At 62.0% G+C, this 17,623-nt stretch carries 12 protein-coding genes and 2 rRNA genes; 7 read left to right on the top strand and 7 right to left on the bottom strand.

The window, feature by feature from the left end:
• Positions 1 to 309: 309 nt before the first annotated feature.
• A 23S ribosomal RNA gene (locus tag BH682_RS18830) occupies positions 310 to 3,445 on the top strand.
• 153 nt (positions 3,446 to 3,598) lie between these two features.
• Positions 3,599 to 3,715: ribosomal RNA gene (rrf, locus tag BH682_RS18825) — 5S ribosomal RNA — on the top strand.
• Between the two features lie 293 nt (positions 3,716 to 4,008).
• Here the strand turns inward: rrf and BH682_RS18820 are convergent.
• Together BH682_RS18820 and BH682_RS18815 are read right to left on the bottom strand one after the other, a co-directional pair.
• Positions 4,009 to 4,635 (bottom strand): dihydrofolate reductase family protein, encoded by a 627-nt coding sequence (locus BH682_RS18820; RefSeq protein WP_047269842.1) that lies wholly within the window; start codon positions 4,633 to 4,635, stop codon positions 4,009 to 4,011.
• 141 nt (positions 4,636 to 4,776) lie between these two features.
• Complete coding sequence (locus BH682_RS18815; RefSeq protein WP_075833709.1) at positions 4,777 to 6,369, bottom strand: adenylate/guanylate cyclase domain-containing protein; 1,593 nt, start codon at positions 6,367 to 6,369, stop codon at positions 4,777 to 4,779.
• A gap of 42 nt (positions 6,370 to 6,411) precedes the next feature.
• Here BH682_RS18815 and nucS point away from each other — a divergent pair, with 42 nt between their 5' ends.
• Positions 6,412 to 7,086 (top strand): endonuclease NucS, encoded by a 675-nt coding sequence (gene nucS / locus BH682_RS18810; protein ID WP_003945160.1) that lies wholly within the window; start codon positions 6,412 to 6,414, stop codon positions 7,084 to 7,086.
• 19 nt (positions 7,087 to 7,105) lie between these two features.
• Complete coding sequence (locus tag BH682_RS36745) at positions 7,106 to 7,450, top strand: ATP/GTP-binding protein (protein ID WP_075833708.1); 345 nt, start codon at positions 7,106 to 7,108, stop codon at positions 7,448 to 7,450.
• A gap of 7 nt (positions 7,451 to 7,457) precedes the next feature.
• Here BH682_RS36745 and BH682_RS18800 read toward each other — a convergent pair whose 3' ends face one another.
• Together BH682_RS18800 and mce are read right to left on the bottom strand one after the other, a co-directional pair.
• The gene (locus BH682_RS18800) at positions 7,458 to 8,516 is read right to left on the bottom strand and encodes a hypothetical protein (RefSeq protein WP_003945156.1); all 1,059 of its coding nucleotides are present in this window, start codon (positions 8,514 to 8,516) and stop codon (positions 7,458 to 7,460) included.
• A gap of 40 nt (positions 8,517 to 8,556) precedes the next feature.
• Positions 8,557 to 9,030 carry a methylmalonyl-CoA epimerase gene (gene mce, locus BH682_RS18795; RefSeq protein ID WP_037131968.1) on the bottom strand — a complete coding sequence of 158 codons (474 nt, stop codon included), beginning with the start codon at positions 9,028 to 9,030 and terminating at the stop codon, positions 8,557 to 8,559.
• Positions 9,031 to 9,137: 107 nt separating this feature from the next.
• Between mce and BH682_RS18790 the strand changes: the two genes are divergently transcribed.
• From BH682_RS18790 to BH682_RS18780, 3 genes are all read left to right on the top strand, one after another.
• Positions 9,138 to 10,331 (top strand): acetyl-CoA C-acetyltransferase, encoded by a 1,194-nt coding sequence (locus BH682_RS18790; protein WP_007733254.1) that lies wholly within the window; start codon positions 9,138 to 9,140, stop codon positions 10,329 to 10,331.
• A 100-nt stretch (positions 10,332 to 10,431) separates the two neighbouring features.
• Positions 10,432 to 10,794, top strand: a complete 363-nt coding sequence (locus BH682_RS18785; RefSeq protein WP_075833706.1) for a DUF3817 domain-containing protein — start codon at positions 10,432 to 10,434, stop codon at positions 10,792 to 10,794.
• Between the two features lie 105 nt (positions 10,795 to 10,899).
• Positions 10,900 to 11,796, top strand: a complete 897-nt coding sequence (locus tag BH682_RS18780; protein ID WP_030537899.1) for a tetratricopeptide repeat protein — start codon at positions 10,900 to 10,902, stop codon at positions 11,794 to 11,796.
• Between the two features lie 18 nt (positions 11,797 to 11,814).
• Here the strand turns inward: BH682_RS18780 and BH682_RS18775 are convergent, their stop codons facing one another.
• From BH682_RS18775 to BH682_RS18765, 3 genes are read right to left on the bottom strand one after another with little or no spacing between them, the layout of a single operon-like run.
• Entirely contained in the window at positions 11,815 to 13,263 is a 1,449-nt protein-coding gene (locus tag BH682_RS18775; protein ID WP_058038867.1) for a neutral zinc metallopeptidase, read from the bottom strand.
• The gene (gene glgB, locus BH682_RS18770) at positions 13,263 to 15,464 is read right to left on the bottom strand and encodes a 1,4-alpha-glucan branching protein GlgB (protein ID WP_003945366.1); all 2,202 of its coding nucleotides are present in this window, start codon (positions 15,462 to 15,464) and stop codon (positions 13,263 to 13,265) included. The genes BH682_RS18775 and glgB overlap by 1 nt, the downstream gene beginning before the upstream one ends.
• Complete coding sequence (locus BH682_RS18765) at positions 15,464 to 17,488, bottom strand: alpha-1,4-glucan--maltose-1-phosphate maltosyltransferase (protein WP_030537901.1); 2,025 nt, start codon at positions 17,486 to 17,488, stop codon at positions 15,464 to 15,466. Before BH682_RS18765 ends, glgB begins: the two co-directional genes overlap by 1 nt.
• Positions 17,489 to 17,623: the final 135 nt, after the last annotated feature.

Here is a 17,623-nt window from a genome sequence, read left to right as displayed (position 1 = left end):
CACAGGTGAATTACTGGTTGGCAGAGACCGTTTCGGACACGATGTTGTCCGGCGGTTGCTCGTGGGTGGATCGCTGACAAACTTGATCGTCGTACGGTTTCTCCTCTGTGGGAAACCGACGAACAATATATCGACATACTGTTGGGTCCTGAGAGAACACGCGAGTGTTTCCTCTCTAGGAAGTAACGACAAATGACTGCTGCAGTCATACCGCAAGAATTATTCGTGAGAGTGGTTTTTGTTGGTGTCTGCGTGAGGTGGTTGTTTGTGTGTTGTTTGAGAACTGCACAGTGGACGCGAGCATCTTTGTTGTAAGTAATGAAGAGCGTACGGTGGATGCCTTGGCACCAGGAGCCGATGAAGGACGTAGGAGGCTGCGATAAGCCTCGGGGAGCTGTCAACCGAGCTGTGATCCGAGGATGTCCGAATGGGGAAACCCAGCACGAGTGATGTCGTGTTACCCGCGCCTGAATATATAGGGCGTGTGGAGGGAACGTGGGGAAGTGAAACATCTCAGTACCCACAGGAAGAGAAAACAACCGTGATTCCGTGAGTAGTGGCGAGCGAAAGCGGAAGAGGCTAAACCATGGGTGTGTGATAGCCGGCAGGTGTTGCATTCGTGGGGTTGTGGGGTTCATTTTGTCAATACTGCCGTGTTGGCCAACAGTAAGAAATCACAGGGTTAGTGGAAGTGGTCTGGAACGGCCTGTCGTAGAGGGTGAGAATCCCGTACACGAAAACTTTGTGACTGTTGTAATGGAAACCCAAGTAGCACCGGGCCCGTGAAATCTGGTGTGAATCTGTCGGGACCACCCGATAAGCCTGAATACTCCCTGGTGACCGATAGCGGACTAGTACCGTGAGGGAAAGGTGAAAAGTACCCCGGGAGGGGAGTGAAATAGTACCTGAAACCGTGCGCTTACAATCCGTCAGAGCCTTCGAGCAGTTTACTGCTGGGGGTGATGGCGTGCCTTTTGAAGAATGAGCCTGCGAGTTAGTGGCATGTCGCGAGGTTAACCCGTGTGGGGTAGCCGTAGCGAAAGCGAGTCCGAATAGGGCGATCGTAGTGGCATGCTCTAGACCCGAAGCGGAGTGATCTACCCATGGCCAGGTTGAAGCGACGGTAAGACGTCGTGGAGGACCGAACCCACTTAGGTTGAAAACTGAGGGGATGAGTTGTGGGTAGGGGTGAAAGGCCAATCAAACTCCGTGATAGCTGGTTCTCCCCGAAATGCATTTAGGTGCAGCGTCGCGTGTTTCTCACCGGAGGTAGAGCTACTGGATGGTCTAGGGGGCCCACAAGCTTACCGAAATCAGCCAAACTCCGAATGCCGGTGAGTGAGAGCGCGGCAGTGAGACTGCGGGCGATAAGGTTCGTAGTCGAGAGGGAAACAGCCCAGATCGCCAGCTAAGGTCCCTAAGCGTGTACTAAGTGGAAAAGGATGTGGGGTCGCGAAGACAACCAGGAGGTTGGCTTAGAAGCAGCCACCCTTGAAAGAGTGCGTAATAGCTCACTGGTCAAGTGATCCTGCGCCGACAATGTAGCGGGGCTCAAGTACACCACCGAAGCTGCGGCATTCACGCAATAGCCCCCCTTCACTCTGCGGAGTGTTGGGCAGGTGTGTGGATGGGTAGGGGAGCGTCGTGTGGCCATGGAAGCGGCAGGGTGACCTAGCCGTGGAGGCCACACGAGTGAGAATGCAGGCATGAGTAGCGAAAGACGAGTGAGAAACTCGTCCGCCGAATGACCAAGGGTTCCTGGGCCAGGTTAATCCGCCCAGGGTGAGTCGGGACCTAAGACGAGGCCGACAGGCGTAGCCGATGGACAACGGGTTGATATTCCCGTACCCGTGTGAACGCGCCCATGGTGAATCAGTGATACTAACCATCCTGAAGCCACGAGAAGACCTTCGGGTCTCGAGTTGGTGGATGCATGGGACCTGATCTGGTAGTAGCCAAGCGATGGGGTGACGCAGGAAGGTAGCTGAGCCAGTCAGTGGTAATACTGGTGTAAGCGTGTAGGGCGTGACCTAGGCAAATCCGGGTCGCATACAAGCCTGAGACGTGATGCGTAGCCGATTGAGGCGAATTCAGTGATCCTATGCTGCCGAGAAAAGCCTCTAGCGAGCTTTCACACGGCCCGTACCCCAAACCGACACAGGTGGTCAGGTAGAGAATACTAAGGCGATCGAGATAACTATGGTTAAGGAACTCGGCAAAATGCCCCCGTAACTTCGGGAGAAGGGGGGCCCTGTCTGGTGACGACATTTACTGTCTGAGCTGGGTGGGGCCGCAGAGACCAGTGAGAAGCGACTGTTTACTAAAAACACAGGTCCGTGCGAAGTCGTAAGACGATGTATACGGACTGACGCCTGCCCGGTGCTGGAAGGTTAAGAGGACCGGTTAGTTCCTTCGGGAGCGAAGCTGAGAATTTAAGCCCCAGTAAACGGCGGTGGTAACTATAACCATCCTAAGGTAGCGAAATTCCTTGTCGGGTAAGTTCCGACCTGCACGAATGGCGTAACGACTTCTCAGCTGTCTCAACCGTAGACTCGGCGAAATTGCATTACGAGTAAAGATGCTCGTTACGCGCGGCAGGACGAAAAGACCCCGGGACCTTCACTACAGCTTGGTATTGGTGTTCGGTTCGGTTTGTGTAGGATAGGTGGGAGACTGTGAAACGGTGACGCCAGTTATCGTGGAGTCGTTGTTGAAATACCACTCTGATCGAATTGGACCTCTAACCTCGGACCATGATCTGGTTCAGGGACAGTGCCTGGTGGGTAGTTTAACTGGGGCGGTTGCCTCCCAAAATGTAACGGAGGCGCCCAAAGGTTCCCTCAGCCTGGTTGGCAATCAGGTGTCGAGTGCAAGTGCACAAGGGAGCTTGACTGTGAGACTGACAGGTCGAGCAGGGACGAAAGTCGGGACTAGTGATCCGGCACCGGCAAGTGGAAGCGGTGTCGCTCAACGGATAAAAGGTACCCCGGGGATAACAGGCTGATCTTCCCCAAGAGTCCATATCGACGGGATGGTTTGGCACCTCGATGTCGGCTCGTCGCATCCTGGGGCTGGAGTAGGTCCCAAGGGTTGGGCTGTTCGCCCATTAAAGCGGCACGCGAGCTGGGTTTAGAACGTCGTGAGACAGTTCGGTCTCTATCCGCCGCGCGCGTTAGAAACTTGAGGAAGGCTGTCCCTAGTACGAGAGGACCGGGACGGACGAACCTCTGGTGTGCCAGTTGTTCCGCCAGGAGCACCGCTGGTTAGCTACGTTCGGAAGGGATAACCGCTGAAAGCATCTAAGCGGGAAGCCTGTTCCAAGATGAGGTTTCTCACCCCCTCGAGGGGGTAAGGCCCCCGGCAGACCACCGGGTTGATAGGCCAGAACTGGAAGTGCAGTAATGCATGCAGGTGACTGGTACTAATAGGCCGAGGACTTACCACAAAGAAGCTACGCGTCCACTGTGCGGTATCTGAAACAACACACAGATACTGATGAGAAACCCTGTTTTCTCCATCCCCCAACACCAGAAACTGGTGTTGACGGGTGGTGAAACCAGGTGATCAGAAGAAGGTTACTGTGACAGTTTCATAGAGTTACGGCGGTCATAGCGAAGGGGAAACGCCCGGTCCCATTCCGAACCCGGAAGCTAAGCCCTTCAGCGCCGATGGTACTGCACTCGACAGGGTGTGGGAGAGTAGGACACCGCCGAACACACATTAGAGAAGCCCCCCAACCAGTACTGGTTGGGGGGCTTTCTCGTACCCAAAACACCCCACCCCGCCAACACCCGAATGCACCGCCGCCGGCACCCCCGACTTCGAGCGAACGGCACTTTCGTCGCCTCAGATCGACCGAACGTACCGTTCACACGATCAGGGGCGGGCACGCCGCCGGCACCCCGGCATGGAGTGAACGGCACTCTCACCCTCTTCAGCGAGGGGAACGGTACGTTCACACCATCAGGGGCGGGAACACGACTGAGGACGACAGGCGCTTTGCCCGGATCAGTCGATGCCGTCGGCGGTGGCAGTCGCATACTTCGGCCGGCCAGCCGGCAGATACCTCTGAATCGTCACGCCCTTTGATGTGGCTCGCGATTCGGCCAGCTCGAGTGCGATGTCCGGTCCGGTGTCGGGAAACAGTCGCGTGCCCTGGCCTACCACCACCGGAACGATCAGCAGGATCATCTCGTCGACAAGATCGTTCGCGAAAAGCCAGCGGCACAGGTTGCCACTGCCGTGCACCTGAAGCTCACCGCCGGGTCTGGCTGTCAGTTCGCCGAGAGCGATGGCGGTGTCACCTGAAAGGGCTGTCGTGTTCTTCCATTCCGGATCGGTGAGCGTCGTCGACGCAAGGTACTTGGGCCGCGAATTCAGTGCGCTTGCAATGGGGTTGACGTCGGGATTCTCGAACGCGCCCCAATAGCCGGCGAAGATCTCGTACGTGTGTCGCCCGAACAGGAACGCGTCAGCTCGCTGGTAGACCTGGACGAGATAATCCATGGCTTCGGTGTCCACCAATGGCGCGGACCAGCCGCCCCGCTCGAATCCACCTCGCCGATCTTCGTCCGGCCCACCGAGTCCTTGCATCACCCCGTCGAGAGTGACGATGGTAAAGGTCGTCAGTTTCATAGTCGTACCCATCTCCCAGGCGTCGTCGGATTTCCGCTGTGCCGATATAGACCGTCGAGAAGCGGGAAAGTCATCGAGCGAACGTGGCGTTGATCGCCTTGGATCGACCGAACGTGCCGTTCGCTCAGGGGGGCGGTGGGGTCAGGGCTGAACGGGCACGGAGTCTGACGGGCTGGTCTCGGACTCCAGGGCGTCGCGCGGAATCGCGAGCTCGGTCTGTTCGAGGCGGCCGCGAAGGGTGATGTTCTCGGTGATCGACCACTGTGCAGCCTCGGCGCTGTCAGCGGCAGCCACAGCCCGTCCGGATGCGGCGACGTTACCCGGAACCGTCTTGGCGACCTCGGACAGTCGCGCCGCTTCGTTGACGGGATCACCGATGACGGTGTACTCGAATCTCTCTCGCGCACCGACGTTCCCGGCTACGGCAACACCTGCGGCGACGCCGATTCCCGCGCTCACTTCCGGAACCTCGGCACGCAGGCGCTGCTGAATCTTGCGGGCAGCGGCGAGTGCGCTGCCGGCGTGATCGTCTAGTGTCGTCGGCGCTCCGAAGATCGCCAGCGCTGCGTCGCCCTCGAACTTGTTGACGAATCCGCCGTGTGCGTCGACCTCGTCGACGATGACGTCGAAGAAACGGTTGAGTAGAGCGACCACCGCCGTAGGGGAGTTGGTGGCCGCGATGGTGGTCGATCCGATGACGTCGACGAAGAGTACGGCAACGTCACGTTCTTCACCGCCGAGTTCCGGGTTTCGGCGAACCGCGTTTGCGGCAACCTCGTGTCCGACGTGGCGCCCGAAGAGGTCGCGTATTCGCTCTCGCTCGCGCAGACCCTCGGCCATGCGATTGAAGCCGGCCTGCAGTAGTCCCAGTTCCGTTCCGTCGTACACGACGACGGACGCGGTGAGGTCGCCACGGGTGACTTGTTCCATGCCTCGGCGTACGGACCGAATGGGAGCCGCGGCTGATCGGATGTTGATGTACGTCAGCCCGAGTCCGACGCACAGGGTGATCCCGCCGATGACGAGGATCGCGGTCGCGAGGGCTTGCCACGAAGCAGGCCGGATGAAGCTGAAGACCGCTACGAGCATCAAACCGGTGACGGGGACTCCGCTTCCGAGCAGCCAGACGAGGATTGTCCGGCCGGTCAGTCCGAGAACGGCAGCCTTGCGGGGTGCTCCGGATTCGAGTGCACGCGCAGCAATCGGGCGGAGTGCGAACTCGCTGAGCAGGTAGCAGAAGGCGCACGTGGTGATACCGCTGAAAGCCACGGTGAACAGAACTTTCGGAATGGTGTTGGGGTCGACGATTCCGTACATGGTCGTGAAGGTGATGAGCGCGGCCGTCCACAGGACGGCTTGCACTCGGGTCAGTCGCCACGGCCCGCGCAGCGCCGCGCGTTGATTCTGCTCTGTCGGTGGGTGATCCTCGGTGGCCCATCGAAGATCCCACATCAGCCGTTTGGTGCCCCACAGAAGTCCGATGAGAAAGACACACCCGATGAAGACGGGCACGGCAATGAAGTTGATCCATGCGAATTCGGGGTGGATGATCCCGGGGCCGGGAACCACGAATCCGATGAGCACGATCGCCAGTACCGCTCCGATCAGGTTTGTGACCAGGAGGGGGGCGGTGAGTAGTGCCTGGACGCGGATTCGACGGCGCCTGGGGCTTTCGTCGGTGGATCCGAGCAGCCACGACCCCAGGGGCGCACTCGGGACACGGCTTCGCTGCATAGTGTGTCGAGAGTAGTCGTAATGATCGCTTAGGGTGGTCCGGTGCGCCTAGTTATTGCTCGTTGCCGTGTCGACTATGTGGGACGCCTGACCTCCCACCTCCCTACCGCAAGACGACTGCTGTTGGTCAAAGCCGACGGCTCGGTCAGTATCCATGCCGACGATCGGGCGTACAAGCCGCTCAACTGGATGAGTCCGCCGTGCTGGTTGGTCGAGACCACCGGGGACAGCGACGACATCCTGTGGGTCGTCACCAACAAGGCGGGCGAGGAACTGCGGATCACTCTGGAAGAGGTCGAGCACGATTCGTCGTATGAACTCGGTCTCGATCCGGGATTGATCAAGGACGGTGTCGAGGCACACCTTCAAGAACTTCTGGCGGAGCATGTCGAGACGCTCGGCCCCGGCTACACGTTGGTGCGACGTGAGTACATGACGGCCATCGGGCCGGTCGACCTTCTGGTCCGAGACGCGGACGGTGCATCGGTGGCGGTGGAGATCAAGCGTCGCGGCGAGATCGACGGCGTCGAGCAGTTGACGCGCTACCTCGAATTGCTCAACCGCGATCCGCTGCTCGCGCCGGTCACGGGAGTTTTTGCAGCGCAACAGATCAAGCCGCAGGCAAAGACTTTGGCCAACGACCGTGGGATCCGTTGCCTGGTCCTTGACTACGAGGCCTTGCGGGGCACCGAAAGCACCGAGTTCCGTCTCTTCTGACGCTGTTTAGACTCGAACCATGCCGCGCCGCAAACCTTCGCCGAAGCAAACCCGTCGAACGGATACTCGGCGTGCTCGGGATTCGAGCGCGGAGTCGGCGTCACCAAGCGGTGTGTTGTTCGGCGGGGCGCTGGTCCGGGAGGAACCCGGGCCGGGCGGTGAAATGTACATGGTGAGGCCGATACCCGGCTTCAACGCGACGAAGTTCTATCGATGCCCCGGTTGTGATCACGACATCAGACCCGGCGTCGCTCACGTGGTGACGTGGCCTTCGGAACCGGGCGGCGCGAACGAGCGTCGACACTGGCATACCGGATGCTGGTCAGGCCGCGGTACGCGCAGCCTGACCAGACGGTGGTCCTGAGCGTCGATCAGTTCCTGGACTGGGCTCGCTGCTCGACGGCGCGGGTGTCGATCTCGGCGGTGTTCGTCTCGTCCGAGTCCTCGAGAACGTCGTCTTCGTCGATACTCGGTTCTGATTTGACCGGTTCTGCGTCGACCTTATCTGCGTCGGCCTTCTTGTCTTCGATCTCGAGATCTTCCTCGGCTTCGACGATGACCGGAGCGGGCGGTGCATCGAGGAGTTCGCTCTCCCGGTTGACCGATGCGAGCATAGCCGGAACCGAATCGAGTTGTCCGCGAATACCCAAGAGCTGAGCCAGGATTCGGCCACGGAGAACGCGCAGTTCTTCGGTGAGTTCCTTCGCGTGAGCGATCTTGCGCTCGGACTGATCAGTGGCGGCCTGCAGCCTGCGCTGAGCCTCGTGCGACGCATCGGCGAGTCGACGCTCGGCCTCTGCTTTGCTCGATGACTCCAGCTCGTTGACGGCGGCGACGACCTTGGCGCGGCGCTCCGACATCGAGATGTCGAAGTCTTCGCGGATCTGAGTGCGCTTGGCCTCGGACTCGGCAGCCAGTCGATCCCGCTCGGCCTGCGCGGCTTCGACGATCCGGGCGGCTTCGGTACGGGCCTGCGCCATGGTCTGCTCGTGCATGGTTTCCATCGCGTTGCGACGGTCCTCGAGTTCGGCGATCAGCGACTCGTAGTGACCACGAAGGCGGGCGCCGTCCTGTTCGGCGATGGAGGTCATCTCGGCTGCGTCGGCCTCGGCCTTCGCGCGCACCTCCGAGGCCTCGTCGGAGGCAAGGCGCAGCATGCGGCTGATGCGATCGCTCATGCCCTCCGCAGTGGTGGGCGGTACCGAGAGGCGGTCGACGTCCTTGCGGAGGTCGTCGATGTCGTCGCGTGCATCGTCGAGCTGCTTGGCGAGGTCACGGGCCTGCGCAGCGGCAGCATCACGATCTGCCGCGGTAACTCGCAGCTCCGCGTCGAATCGCTCGAAGTAGTTACGTACCTCGTCGCGGTCGTATCCCTTCCGTGCGATCTGGAACGGAAGTTGGATCGAACCGCGGTCCTGCTCGTATGCCATGGCGACAATCTACCTGGCATACGAGCTGGAGTCGGGTCTGCTAGTGGCTCGCGTCGGGTTCGACCAGTTCCACCAGGACGCCGCCGGCGTCCTTCGGGTGGATGAAGTTGATGCGCGAGTTGGCCGTACCGCGTCGGGGAGCGTCGTACAGCAACCGAACCCCGCGGTCGCGAAGCTCGGCGGAGATGGCGTCGATGTCGGTGACCCGGTAGGCGAGCTGCTGGAGTCCGGGGCCGCTTCGGTCGATGAACTTGGCGATGGTCGAATTCTCGTCCAGAGGCGCGAGCAGCTGAACGGCAGTGGATCCGGCGGGGGAGCCGACGACGGAGAGCATGGCCTCACGCACGCCCTGCGATTCGTTGATTTCCTCGTGGGTCGACACCATGCCCAGGTGCTGCGTGTACCACGCGATTGCCACGTCGAGATCGGGCACCGCGATTCCGACGTGATCGATCGCGACGACGAGGTCGGACGACAAAGGTGCGAGTGCAGAACTGGGGGAGGTCTGTGTCATACCTTTCACGGTAGCGCTACCGTTTGAGGAGTACACGTCGGGATGTGACTTGGCTCTTAGGCCGCACGGAACCGACGACTATCTCTCTTTTGCAGCCGGAGGAAATCGTGACCAGTTCTGTGATTGTTGCGGGAGCTCGTACCCCGATGGGTCGACTCCTCGGATCGTTGAAAGACCTCTCCGGGTCCGACCTCGGCGGCATCGCCATCAAAGGCGCCCTCGACAAGTCCTCAGTCGCCCCCGAACAGGTCGACTACGTCATCATGGGACAGGTCCTCACCGCCGGCGCCGGCCAGATGCCCGCCCGCCAAGCCGCCGTCGCCGCCGGCATCCCCATGAACGTCCCCGCCCTGAGCATCAACAAAGTGTGCCTCTCCGGCATCGACGCCATCGCCCTCGCCGACCAACTCATCCGCGCCGGCGAATTCGACATCGTCGTCGCCGGCGGGCAGGAATCGATGTCCCGCGCACCCCACATGCTCGAAAAAAGCCGCGAAGGCTTCAAATACGGCGACGTCACCCTCCGCGACCACATGGCCTACGACGGCCTCCACGACATCTTCACCGACCAGGCCATGGGCCTGCTCACCGAACAAGTCAACCAACAAGAAACCGCCCACATCACCCGCGCCGAGCAGGACGCCTTCGCCGCCGCCTCACACCAGAACGCGGCCCGCGCCTGGAAAGACGGCCTCTTCGACAACGAAGTCGTCCCCGTCTCCATCCCCCAACGCAAGGGCGAGCCCATCGTCTTCGCCCAGGACGAAGGCATCCGCGCCGACACCACCACCGAATCCCTCGGCAAACTGCGTCCCGCGTTCAGCAAGGACGGCACCATCACCGCCGGCTCCGCCTCCCCGATCTCCGACGGCGCCGCCGCCGTGATCGTGATGAGCAAAACCAAAGCCGAAGAACTCGGCCTGACCTGGATCGCGGAAATCGGCGCCCACGGCGTCGTCGCCGGACCCGACTCCACCCTCCAGTCCCAACCCGCCCGGGCCATCGCCAAAGCCTGCGCGAAGGAAGGCATCGACCCCACCGACCTCGACCTCGTCGAAATCAACGAAGCATTCGCCGCCGTCGGGATCGCCTCCACCCGCGAACTCGGCCTCGACCCCGCCAAGGTCAACGTCAACGGCGGCGCCATCGCCGTCGGCCACCCCCTCGGCATGTCCGGCGCCCGCATCGCCCTGCACCTCGCCCTCGAACTGCAACGCCGCGGCGGCGGCATCGGCGCAGCCGCACTCTGCGGCGGCGGCGGACAAGGCGACGCACTCATCGTCCGCGTCCCCAAGGCCTGAGTGTCTAAATACACCTGAACGAGCGCTCTCGCTCTGCGACGCCCCGTGGTTTTGCTCACACAACTACGGGGCGTCGTAGTTGTTCGGGCACAATGGCCTCATGGCGAACATCTTTGACGTATCCACTCCCGCGAAACGCTTCCGTGTGGTGGCGTGGTGGGAAGCTGTGACCTGGGCGGCCTTGCTGGTTGCCATGTTCTTCAAGTGGGTCCTCGGACACGAAGAAGCGATTCGCATCCCCGGAATGGTCCACGGAACCGCCGGCTTCCTGGTGTTCATCGTTGTTGCACTCCTGACCGCGTGGTCGCTCAAGTGGGACGTCAAGACCACGATCCTTGCGCTGATCTCGAGCGTTCCGCCCTTCGGCACCGTCATCTTCGAACGCTGGGCAGTGCGAAACGGCAAGCTCGGTGAGCTGTCCACGGAGTTCGAGGCGTCCAAGGGCAACGCGGCGCTCGTCTGAGTGCTGCATCCCTCTACGTAGCTTCTCGCAACTCGTGACAAACTGGGAGCCGTGACTCGACCAGGTTCCAGGCCCCCCGCGCGTTCGTCCGCAGTTGCTGCCGCCATGAGCGGCGCAGTCGACTTGTCCGCCTTCAAAGAGCGGGCCACGGCCCCACCACCGCCGCGTAACACCAGCGGCGACGGGGCCGTTTCTGCTGTCTCCGGGGCAGTGATCGAGGTGACCGAGGAGAACTTCGAAAGCGAAGTCCTGCTGAAGTCGAGCCAGGTGCCGGTGATCGTCAACATCGGTGGCCGCGCATACGAGCCCTCGGTCGTATTCACCGAAGTTCTCGAATCATTTGCAGCGCGAGCCGGCGGCAAGTGGATTCTTGCCAACGTCGACGTCGACGTGAGTCCTCGCATCGCGCAGGCTTTCGGCGTCCAGTCGGTGCCGACGGTTGTTGCCGTCGCGGCCGGTCAGCCGTTGGCCGATTTCCAGGGCGCTCAGCCGGAGGCGCAGCTCAGCCAGTGGTTCGACGCAGTCCTCCAAGCTGTCGAGGGCAAGTTGAGTGGGCCGGTCTCCGACGCGGACGAACCGGTGGAGGAGGTCGAGGATCCTCGCTTCGTGGCCGCTGAAACCGCGCTGGACGAGGGCGATCTCGACGCCGCCATCGCTGCGTACCAGGAAATTCTCGACGCCGAACCCAACAATGCGGAGGCCAAGAGCGCTGTCCGCCAGGTGAAGTTCATGGCTCGGGTTCAGGGTGTCGATCCCGAGTCGATTGCGGCCGCGGATGCTGATCCGTCCGATCTCGAACTGCAGTTCGCTGCGGCCGACCTGGAAATGTTCGCCCAGCAACCCGAGGCGTCGTTCGCGCGCTTGATCTCGGTGGTCTCGCGAACTGCCGGCGACGACAAGGCTGCCGCTCGGACGCGCCTGCTCGAACTGTTCGAACTGTTCGACCCGGCAGAACCGATCGTCATCGCGGCCCGTCGTAAGTTGGCTTCCGCTCTCTACTGACGTGTGGACCGGCAGTCGCTACTCCGTGTAGCGGCTGTCGCACACTTCCCGGCCACCGAGAACGCCGGTTCGGAACGCGTCGACACGTGCGAACCCGCTCGGAACCGTCTCACCGTTGACGTCACTGGCAGCCAGGCCGTCGGTCAGCAGCCCCGATACGGCTTCGTCGAGGTCGCCGGGGGAGAGTGTGACCTGTGCTCCGGACGCCGCGGCGTTGGTGGGACTGAGCGCTGCGGTGATGACGCCGGACAGGCAGGCGGCGCGCAGGGCAGTCTGCGGAGTGTCGAGCGATTGGCCGTTCTCCTTCTGCATCGCGAGGGTGTACCTCGACGCGAGCAGGACATAGGCGTTGTAGTCACCGGTGATGTTGGTCTGGATCAACTCGCGTCGCCCGACGCGACCCGGCGTGCCGCGCTCGGCAAGGTCGTCGACGCTGATTCCGATGGTGTTCGTCGACGGGCAGTACGAGACGGGTTCGGTCGCAACGGCATCGCTGCACCCGGTGTCTGCGCCGGTGAACACGACCTTCGGCGGCTCGGGTAGATCGAAGATCGCTTGGAAGGTCTTCACGAACTCGTCGAGAGTTGCCTCGGTGACGGGCAGTTCTCCGGAATCGTTGCCTTCGGCGAACTGCTGCGGGAGGTCTGCACGTCGTGACTCGATTTCGTCGGCGTCCATCTTCGCGCACGCACCGGCGCCGTCGGTGAAGCCGATCTGAGTGGCGGTGACGCGCTCGAACGCCGAACCATGGTGGCTCTCAGGATCATTAGGGTCTTCGTCGCGGATGGCGACCGCCGACGCCAACACCTTGTTGAGTCCGTCGGAGGTGTTCATCGTGAAGTGCGCGGCCTTGTCCTCGGCGACGTGCCGCAAGAAGGCGCCACCGAAACAGTCGGCTTGCTGTTCGCGCACCAGGGCTGCGTCTCGTTTACCGCCGACGATCCCGGCCTTGCGTTGAACGGCATGGCCGTACTCGTGCGCAAAGATGAACGCGACGGCCACATCACCGAACTTCTCCCGCACCTCGGGCAGCAGCAATTCACGATCCCAACCGATGGTGTGATCGATGCTGCAGTACCCGGCGTTGATGAGTTCTTCGGTGGTCTCCTCACAGAAGTCCGGGCCGTTCGATTCGGTGGGGTCCCACGAGATCAGCTCGTCGACCGGTTCGAAGGGCTTGTCGAACAGAGCCGGGTACTCGGCGGCCCAGTAGGTTTCGATGTCTGTGATGGCGTTGGCTGCCAGCGCGTCGATGTCCCCGCCGTCGGTGCCGGTGATTGCTCGGTCGGCGTTGGGGGCTCCCGGACGCAACCCACTTGGTCCTGCCGTTGCGTCGAGTCCGGCGACGCGGAAGGGATCGTGATAAATCGAGACGGCGTGGCCACTCGTTCCCTGGGCACAACCGGCGAGCAGTGCTGCCACTGCCAACAGTGACGACGTGACAATGACTACTCGCCGGCCGACCATCAACGCTCCAGACTTATCCAAATCGCTCCAGCAGCTGGCAGCGCCACCTGTGCGGAGGCTGGCCGACCGTGCCACGAATGCGACGTTGCTGTGACCGCTCCGAGGTTCCCGACTCCGGAGCCGCCGTACACCTCGGCATCGGTGTTGAGAATTTCCACCCATCGGCCGGGCTCTGGTAGCCCGACGCGGTAGCTCGAGTGCTCACTGCCCGAGAAGTTGAACAGGCAGGCGACAATCGAACCGTCAGTACCGTAACGCAGAAAACTGAGGACGTTGTTCTCGGTGTCGTTGGCGTCGATCCAGGAGTATCCACCGGGCGAGGTGTCGAGGGTCCACATGGCCGGATGACGTCGGTACGCGGAGTTGAGATCGCCGACCAGTCGCTGGACGCCGCGATGGAGAGTGCCGGTGTACTGATCGTCGAGCTGCCACCAGTCGAGGCCGCGTTCTTCCGACCATTCCGCACTCTGACCGAATTCCTGTCCCATGAACAGCAGTTGCTTGCCTGGATGCGCCCACATGTATGCAAGCAGTGAGCGCAGGCCGGACGCCTTGGCGAAGTCGTTCCCGGGCATCCGGGTCCACAGAGTTCCTTTGCCGTGCACCACTTCGTCATGGCTGATCGGTAGCAGGTAGTTCTCACTCCACGCGTACATCAGTGAGAACGTGATCTCGTGATGGTGGTAGGTCCGGTGTACCGGGTCGTGACCGAGGAACCCGAGGGTGTCGTGCATCCACCCCATGTTCCACTTCATGTTGAATCCGAGGCCGCCGACATTGGTCGCCCGAGTGACTCCGGGCCACGCCGTCGACTCCTCGGCGACGGTGACGACTCCTCGATGGTTCTTGTGGACGGTGGCGTTCATCTCCTGCAGGAACGCAACGGCTTCGAGATTCTCGCGGCCGCCGTGAATGTTGGGAGTCCATCCACCTTCCGGGCGTGAGTAATCCAGGTACAGCATCGATGCGACGGCGTCGACGCGCAGTCCGTCGATGTGGAACTCCTCGAGCCAGAAGAGCGCGTTGGCGACGAGGAAGTTTCGGACCTCGCGGCGACCGAAGTCGAATACGTATGTGCCCCAGTCCAACTGCTCGCCGCGACGCGGATCGGCGTGCTCGTACAGGGGAGTTCCGTCGAAACGAGCCAGGGCCCACTCGTCTTTGGGGAAGTGTGCAGGCACCCAGTCGACGATGACACCTATCCCTGCGGCGTGCAGGTGGTCGACGAACCAGCGGAAGTCGTCCGGGGTGCCGAAGCGGGAGGTCGGTGCGTAGTACGAGGTGACCTGGTATCCCCACGATCCACCGAACGGATGCTCGGAGACGGGCAGCAGTTCGACGTGGGTGAATCCGGTTTCGGTGACGTAGACGGCGAGTTGCTCGGCCATCTGCCGGTAGTCGAGCCCGGGACGCCACGATCCGAGGTGCACCTCGTACACGCTCATCGGGGACTGCGAAGGATCGACACCGGCGCGGGTTTCGAGCCAGGCCGCGTCGTTCCACTCATGCGAACTGGTGGTCACTCGCGATGCAGTCGCCGGCGGGACCTCGGTACCGAATGCCATGGGATCGGCCTTGTCGCGAACGGAGCCGTCGTGGCCGTGGACCCGGAACTTGTACAGCGAACCGACTGCGATGTCGGGCAGGAAGAGTTCCCAGACCCCAGTGGATCCGAGGACTCGCATGGGGGCGAATTGCCCACTCCACCCGTCGAAGTCGCCGACGACGGTCACGCCGCGGGCGGCCGGAGCCCAGACGGCGAACGAGGTGCCGTCGACGGGTCCATCCGGTGTCTCGTAAGAACGCGGATGTGCACCGAGGATGTCCCACAGTCGTTCGTGCCGACCTTCGCCGAACAGGTGTAGGTCGAGTTCACCGAGAGTAGGCAGGAACCGGTAAGGGTCGGCTGCGAGAACCGTGTGTCCACCCGGGTACGTCACGGAATAGCGATAGTCGATCAGGTCGGGGTAGGGGACCAGAGCCGCGAAGATTCCGTTCGAAACATGTTCGAGAGGAAAGTTTTTGCCGCCGATGACGGCGCTGACGGACTCGGCGTTGGGACGCAACGCTCGCAGAACGGTGCCGTCGGCGTGGGGATGGGCGCCGAGGACACTGTGCGGATCGTGATGTTCACCGCGCGCCAACAGCTCCAGATCGTGATTGTCCGGTGCGATACCCGAAGGGAACTTCTCGGTTGACATCACTTGCCTCCACCTGCGCGGTGCGCATTGCGTGCTTGGTAGGCCAGAGAGATCCGGGCCGGATACGGAACGGGTGGGAGCGCGAGGATGTGCGCCACCGAACGCCAGGGCTCGAGGCGGACGAAATTGGCTTGGCCCCAATTGAACTGCTCACCGGTTACCTCGTCGAGCACGGTCATGTGGTCGTGCCATTCGCGTCCGAGCGCCGGCATGTCCAACCAGACGGTGCCCTCTTCTGCAGCGAACGGGTTGAGGTTGATCACCGTCAGGACGGCGTCACCGGTCGAGGCGTCGAACTTCGAGTAGGCGATCAACGCGTCGTTGTCGATGTGGTGAAAGTGCAGGTTCCGCAACTGCTGCAGGGCCGGGTGTGCACGCCGGATGCGATTGAGTGCGGTGATCCACGGCTCGAGAGATTCGCCTCGCGCTGCTGCTTCGGCGAAACGGCGCGGCCGAAGTTCGTACTTCTCGGAGTCGAGGTATTCCTCGCTGCCGGGGCGAACGGCTTGGTGTTCGTAGAGTTCGTAACCGGAGTAGACGCCCCACGTCGGCGCCAGGGTGGCGGCGAGAGCTGCTCGTAGAGCGAACATTCCGGGCCCACCGTGCTGGAGGGACTCGTGCAGGATGTCCGGCGTGTTCACGAAGAGGTTCGGTCGGGCTTCGTCGGCCTTCGCCGCCAGCTCGTTACCGAATTCGGTGAGTTCCCACTTCGCAACTCGCCAGGTGAAGTACGTGTACGACTGCGTGAACCCGCGCCGGGCAAGGCCGTACATGCGCGCCGGACGAGTGAATGCCTCGGCGAGGAACAGGACGTCGGGGTCGGTCTTCTTGACCTCAGAGATCAGCGTCTCCCAGAAGTTCGGCGGCTTGGTGTGTGGGTTGTCGACCCGGAAGATCTTGACTCCGGCACTGATCCAGTGTCGGACGACTCGCAGGATTTCCTTGTCCAGACCGCGAGGATCGGTGTCGAAGTTGATCGGGTAGATGTCCTGATACTTCTTGGGCGGGTTCTCGGCGTAGGCGATGGTGCCGTCGGGAAGGACGTTGAACCACTCCGGATGCTTCTTGGCCCATGGATGATCCGGGGCGCACTGCAGCGCGAGATCCAGTGCCACTTCGAGATCGAGCTTGCGGGCCGCCGCGACGAAGGCCTTGAAGTCCTTGAGCGTGCCGAGTTGCGGGTGAACAGCGTCGTGCCCGCCGTCGACCGAGCCGATGGCCCACGGCGAGCCGACGTCACCGGGTTCGGGAGTGAGAGTGTTGTTGCGTCCCTTGCGGTTGATCTCGCCGATGGGATGGATCGGCGGAAGGTAGACGACGTCGAAACCCATTGCGGCGATGCGGGGTAGGTCTTCGGCCGAGGTTCGGAAAGTACCGTGTTGCGGCACCCCGTTCTCGTCCCAACCGCCCGTCGAGCGGGGGAAGAACTCGTACCACGATCCGAACAGTGCACGGTTGCGATCGACGACGACGGGGTGGGACTCGCCCTTGGTGACCAGTTCACGGAGCGGAGTGGCGCGGAGCAGTTCGGCGACGTCGGAGGCGAAGGCCGGCGCGACGCGAGCAGTCAGCGCCTGATCGCTGCGCAGCGACGCCGTGACGGCCTCGAGCCTGGACCTGTTGCCCCGCGGTACCTCGTGCGCGGCCTGTTCGAACAGGCGCGCACCGATTTCCAGGTCGTTGGCCAACTCGGCCGCCCCTTGCCCGACGGCGAGCTTTGCTTCCACGGCGTGCTTCCAGGTGGCGATGGGATCGCTCCACGCCTCGATCCGGAACGACCACATGCCTTCGGCGGACGGCGTGAACACCGCGTCGACGGTGTCCGGTTCGGTCCCGGGATCCATCGGAATGCGCAGCGGCTTGGTACCGCGCGGACCACGCACGACAAGAGTGGCGGAAATGGCGTCGTGGCCTTCTCGCCACACGGTGGCGTGCACTGGGAAGACTTCACCGACCACGGCCTTTGCCGGATAGTTACCCGAGATCTCGGGTACCACGTCGTCGATACCGAGGCGTCCTGACACGGGAAGCTCCATTTCTGGTGATGGATCGCGGTAAAACTTTCTTTCGCCGGGTTCAACCGTAGTGGGTGCGGCGCTGGAGTGCTGATAACGACGAATTCGGGTCTGTCGGTGGTCAGGTCGGCTCGGGCGTTCGGT

Source organism: Rhodococcus sp. YL-1 (assembly GCF_001942025.1).
In the GTDB taxonomy this organism is placed as follows: Bacteria; Actinomycetota; Actinomycetes; order Mycobacteriales; family Mycobacteriaceae; genus Rhodococcus_F; species Rhodococcus_F qingshengii.
Note: the sequence above shows the minus strand (reverse complement) of the source record. Positions and strands in the feature narration are given on the sequence as shown.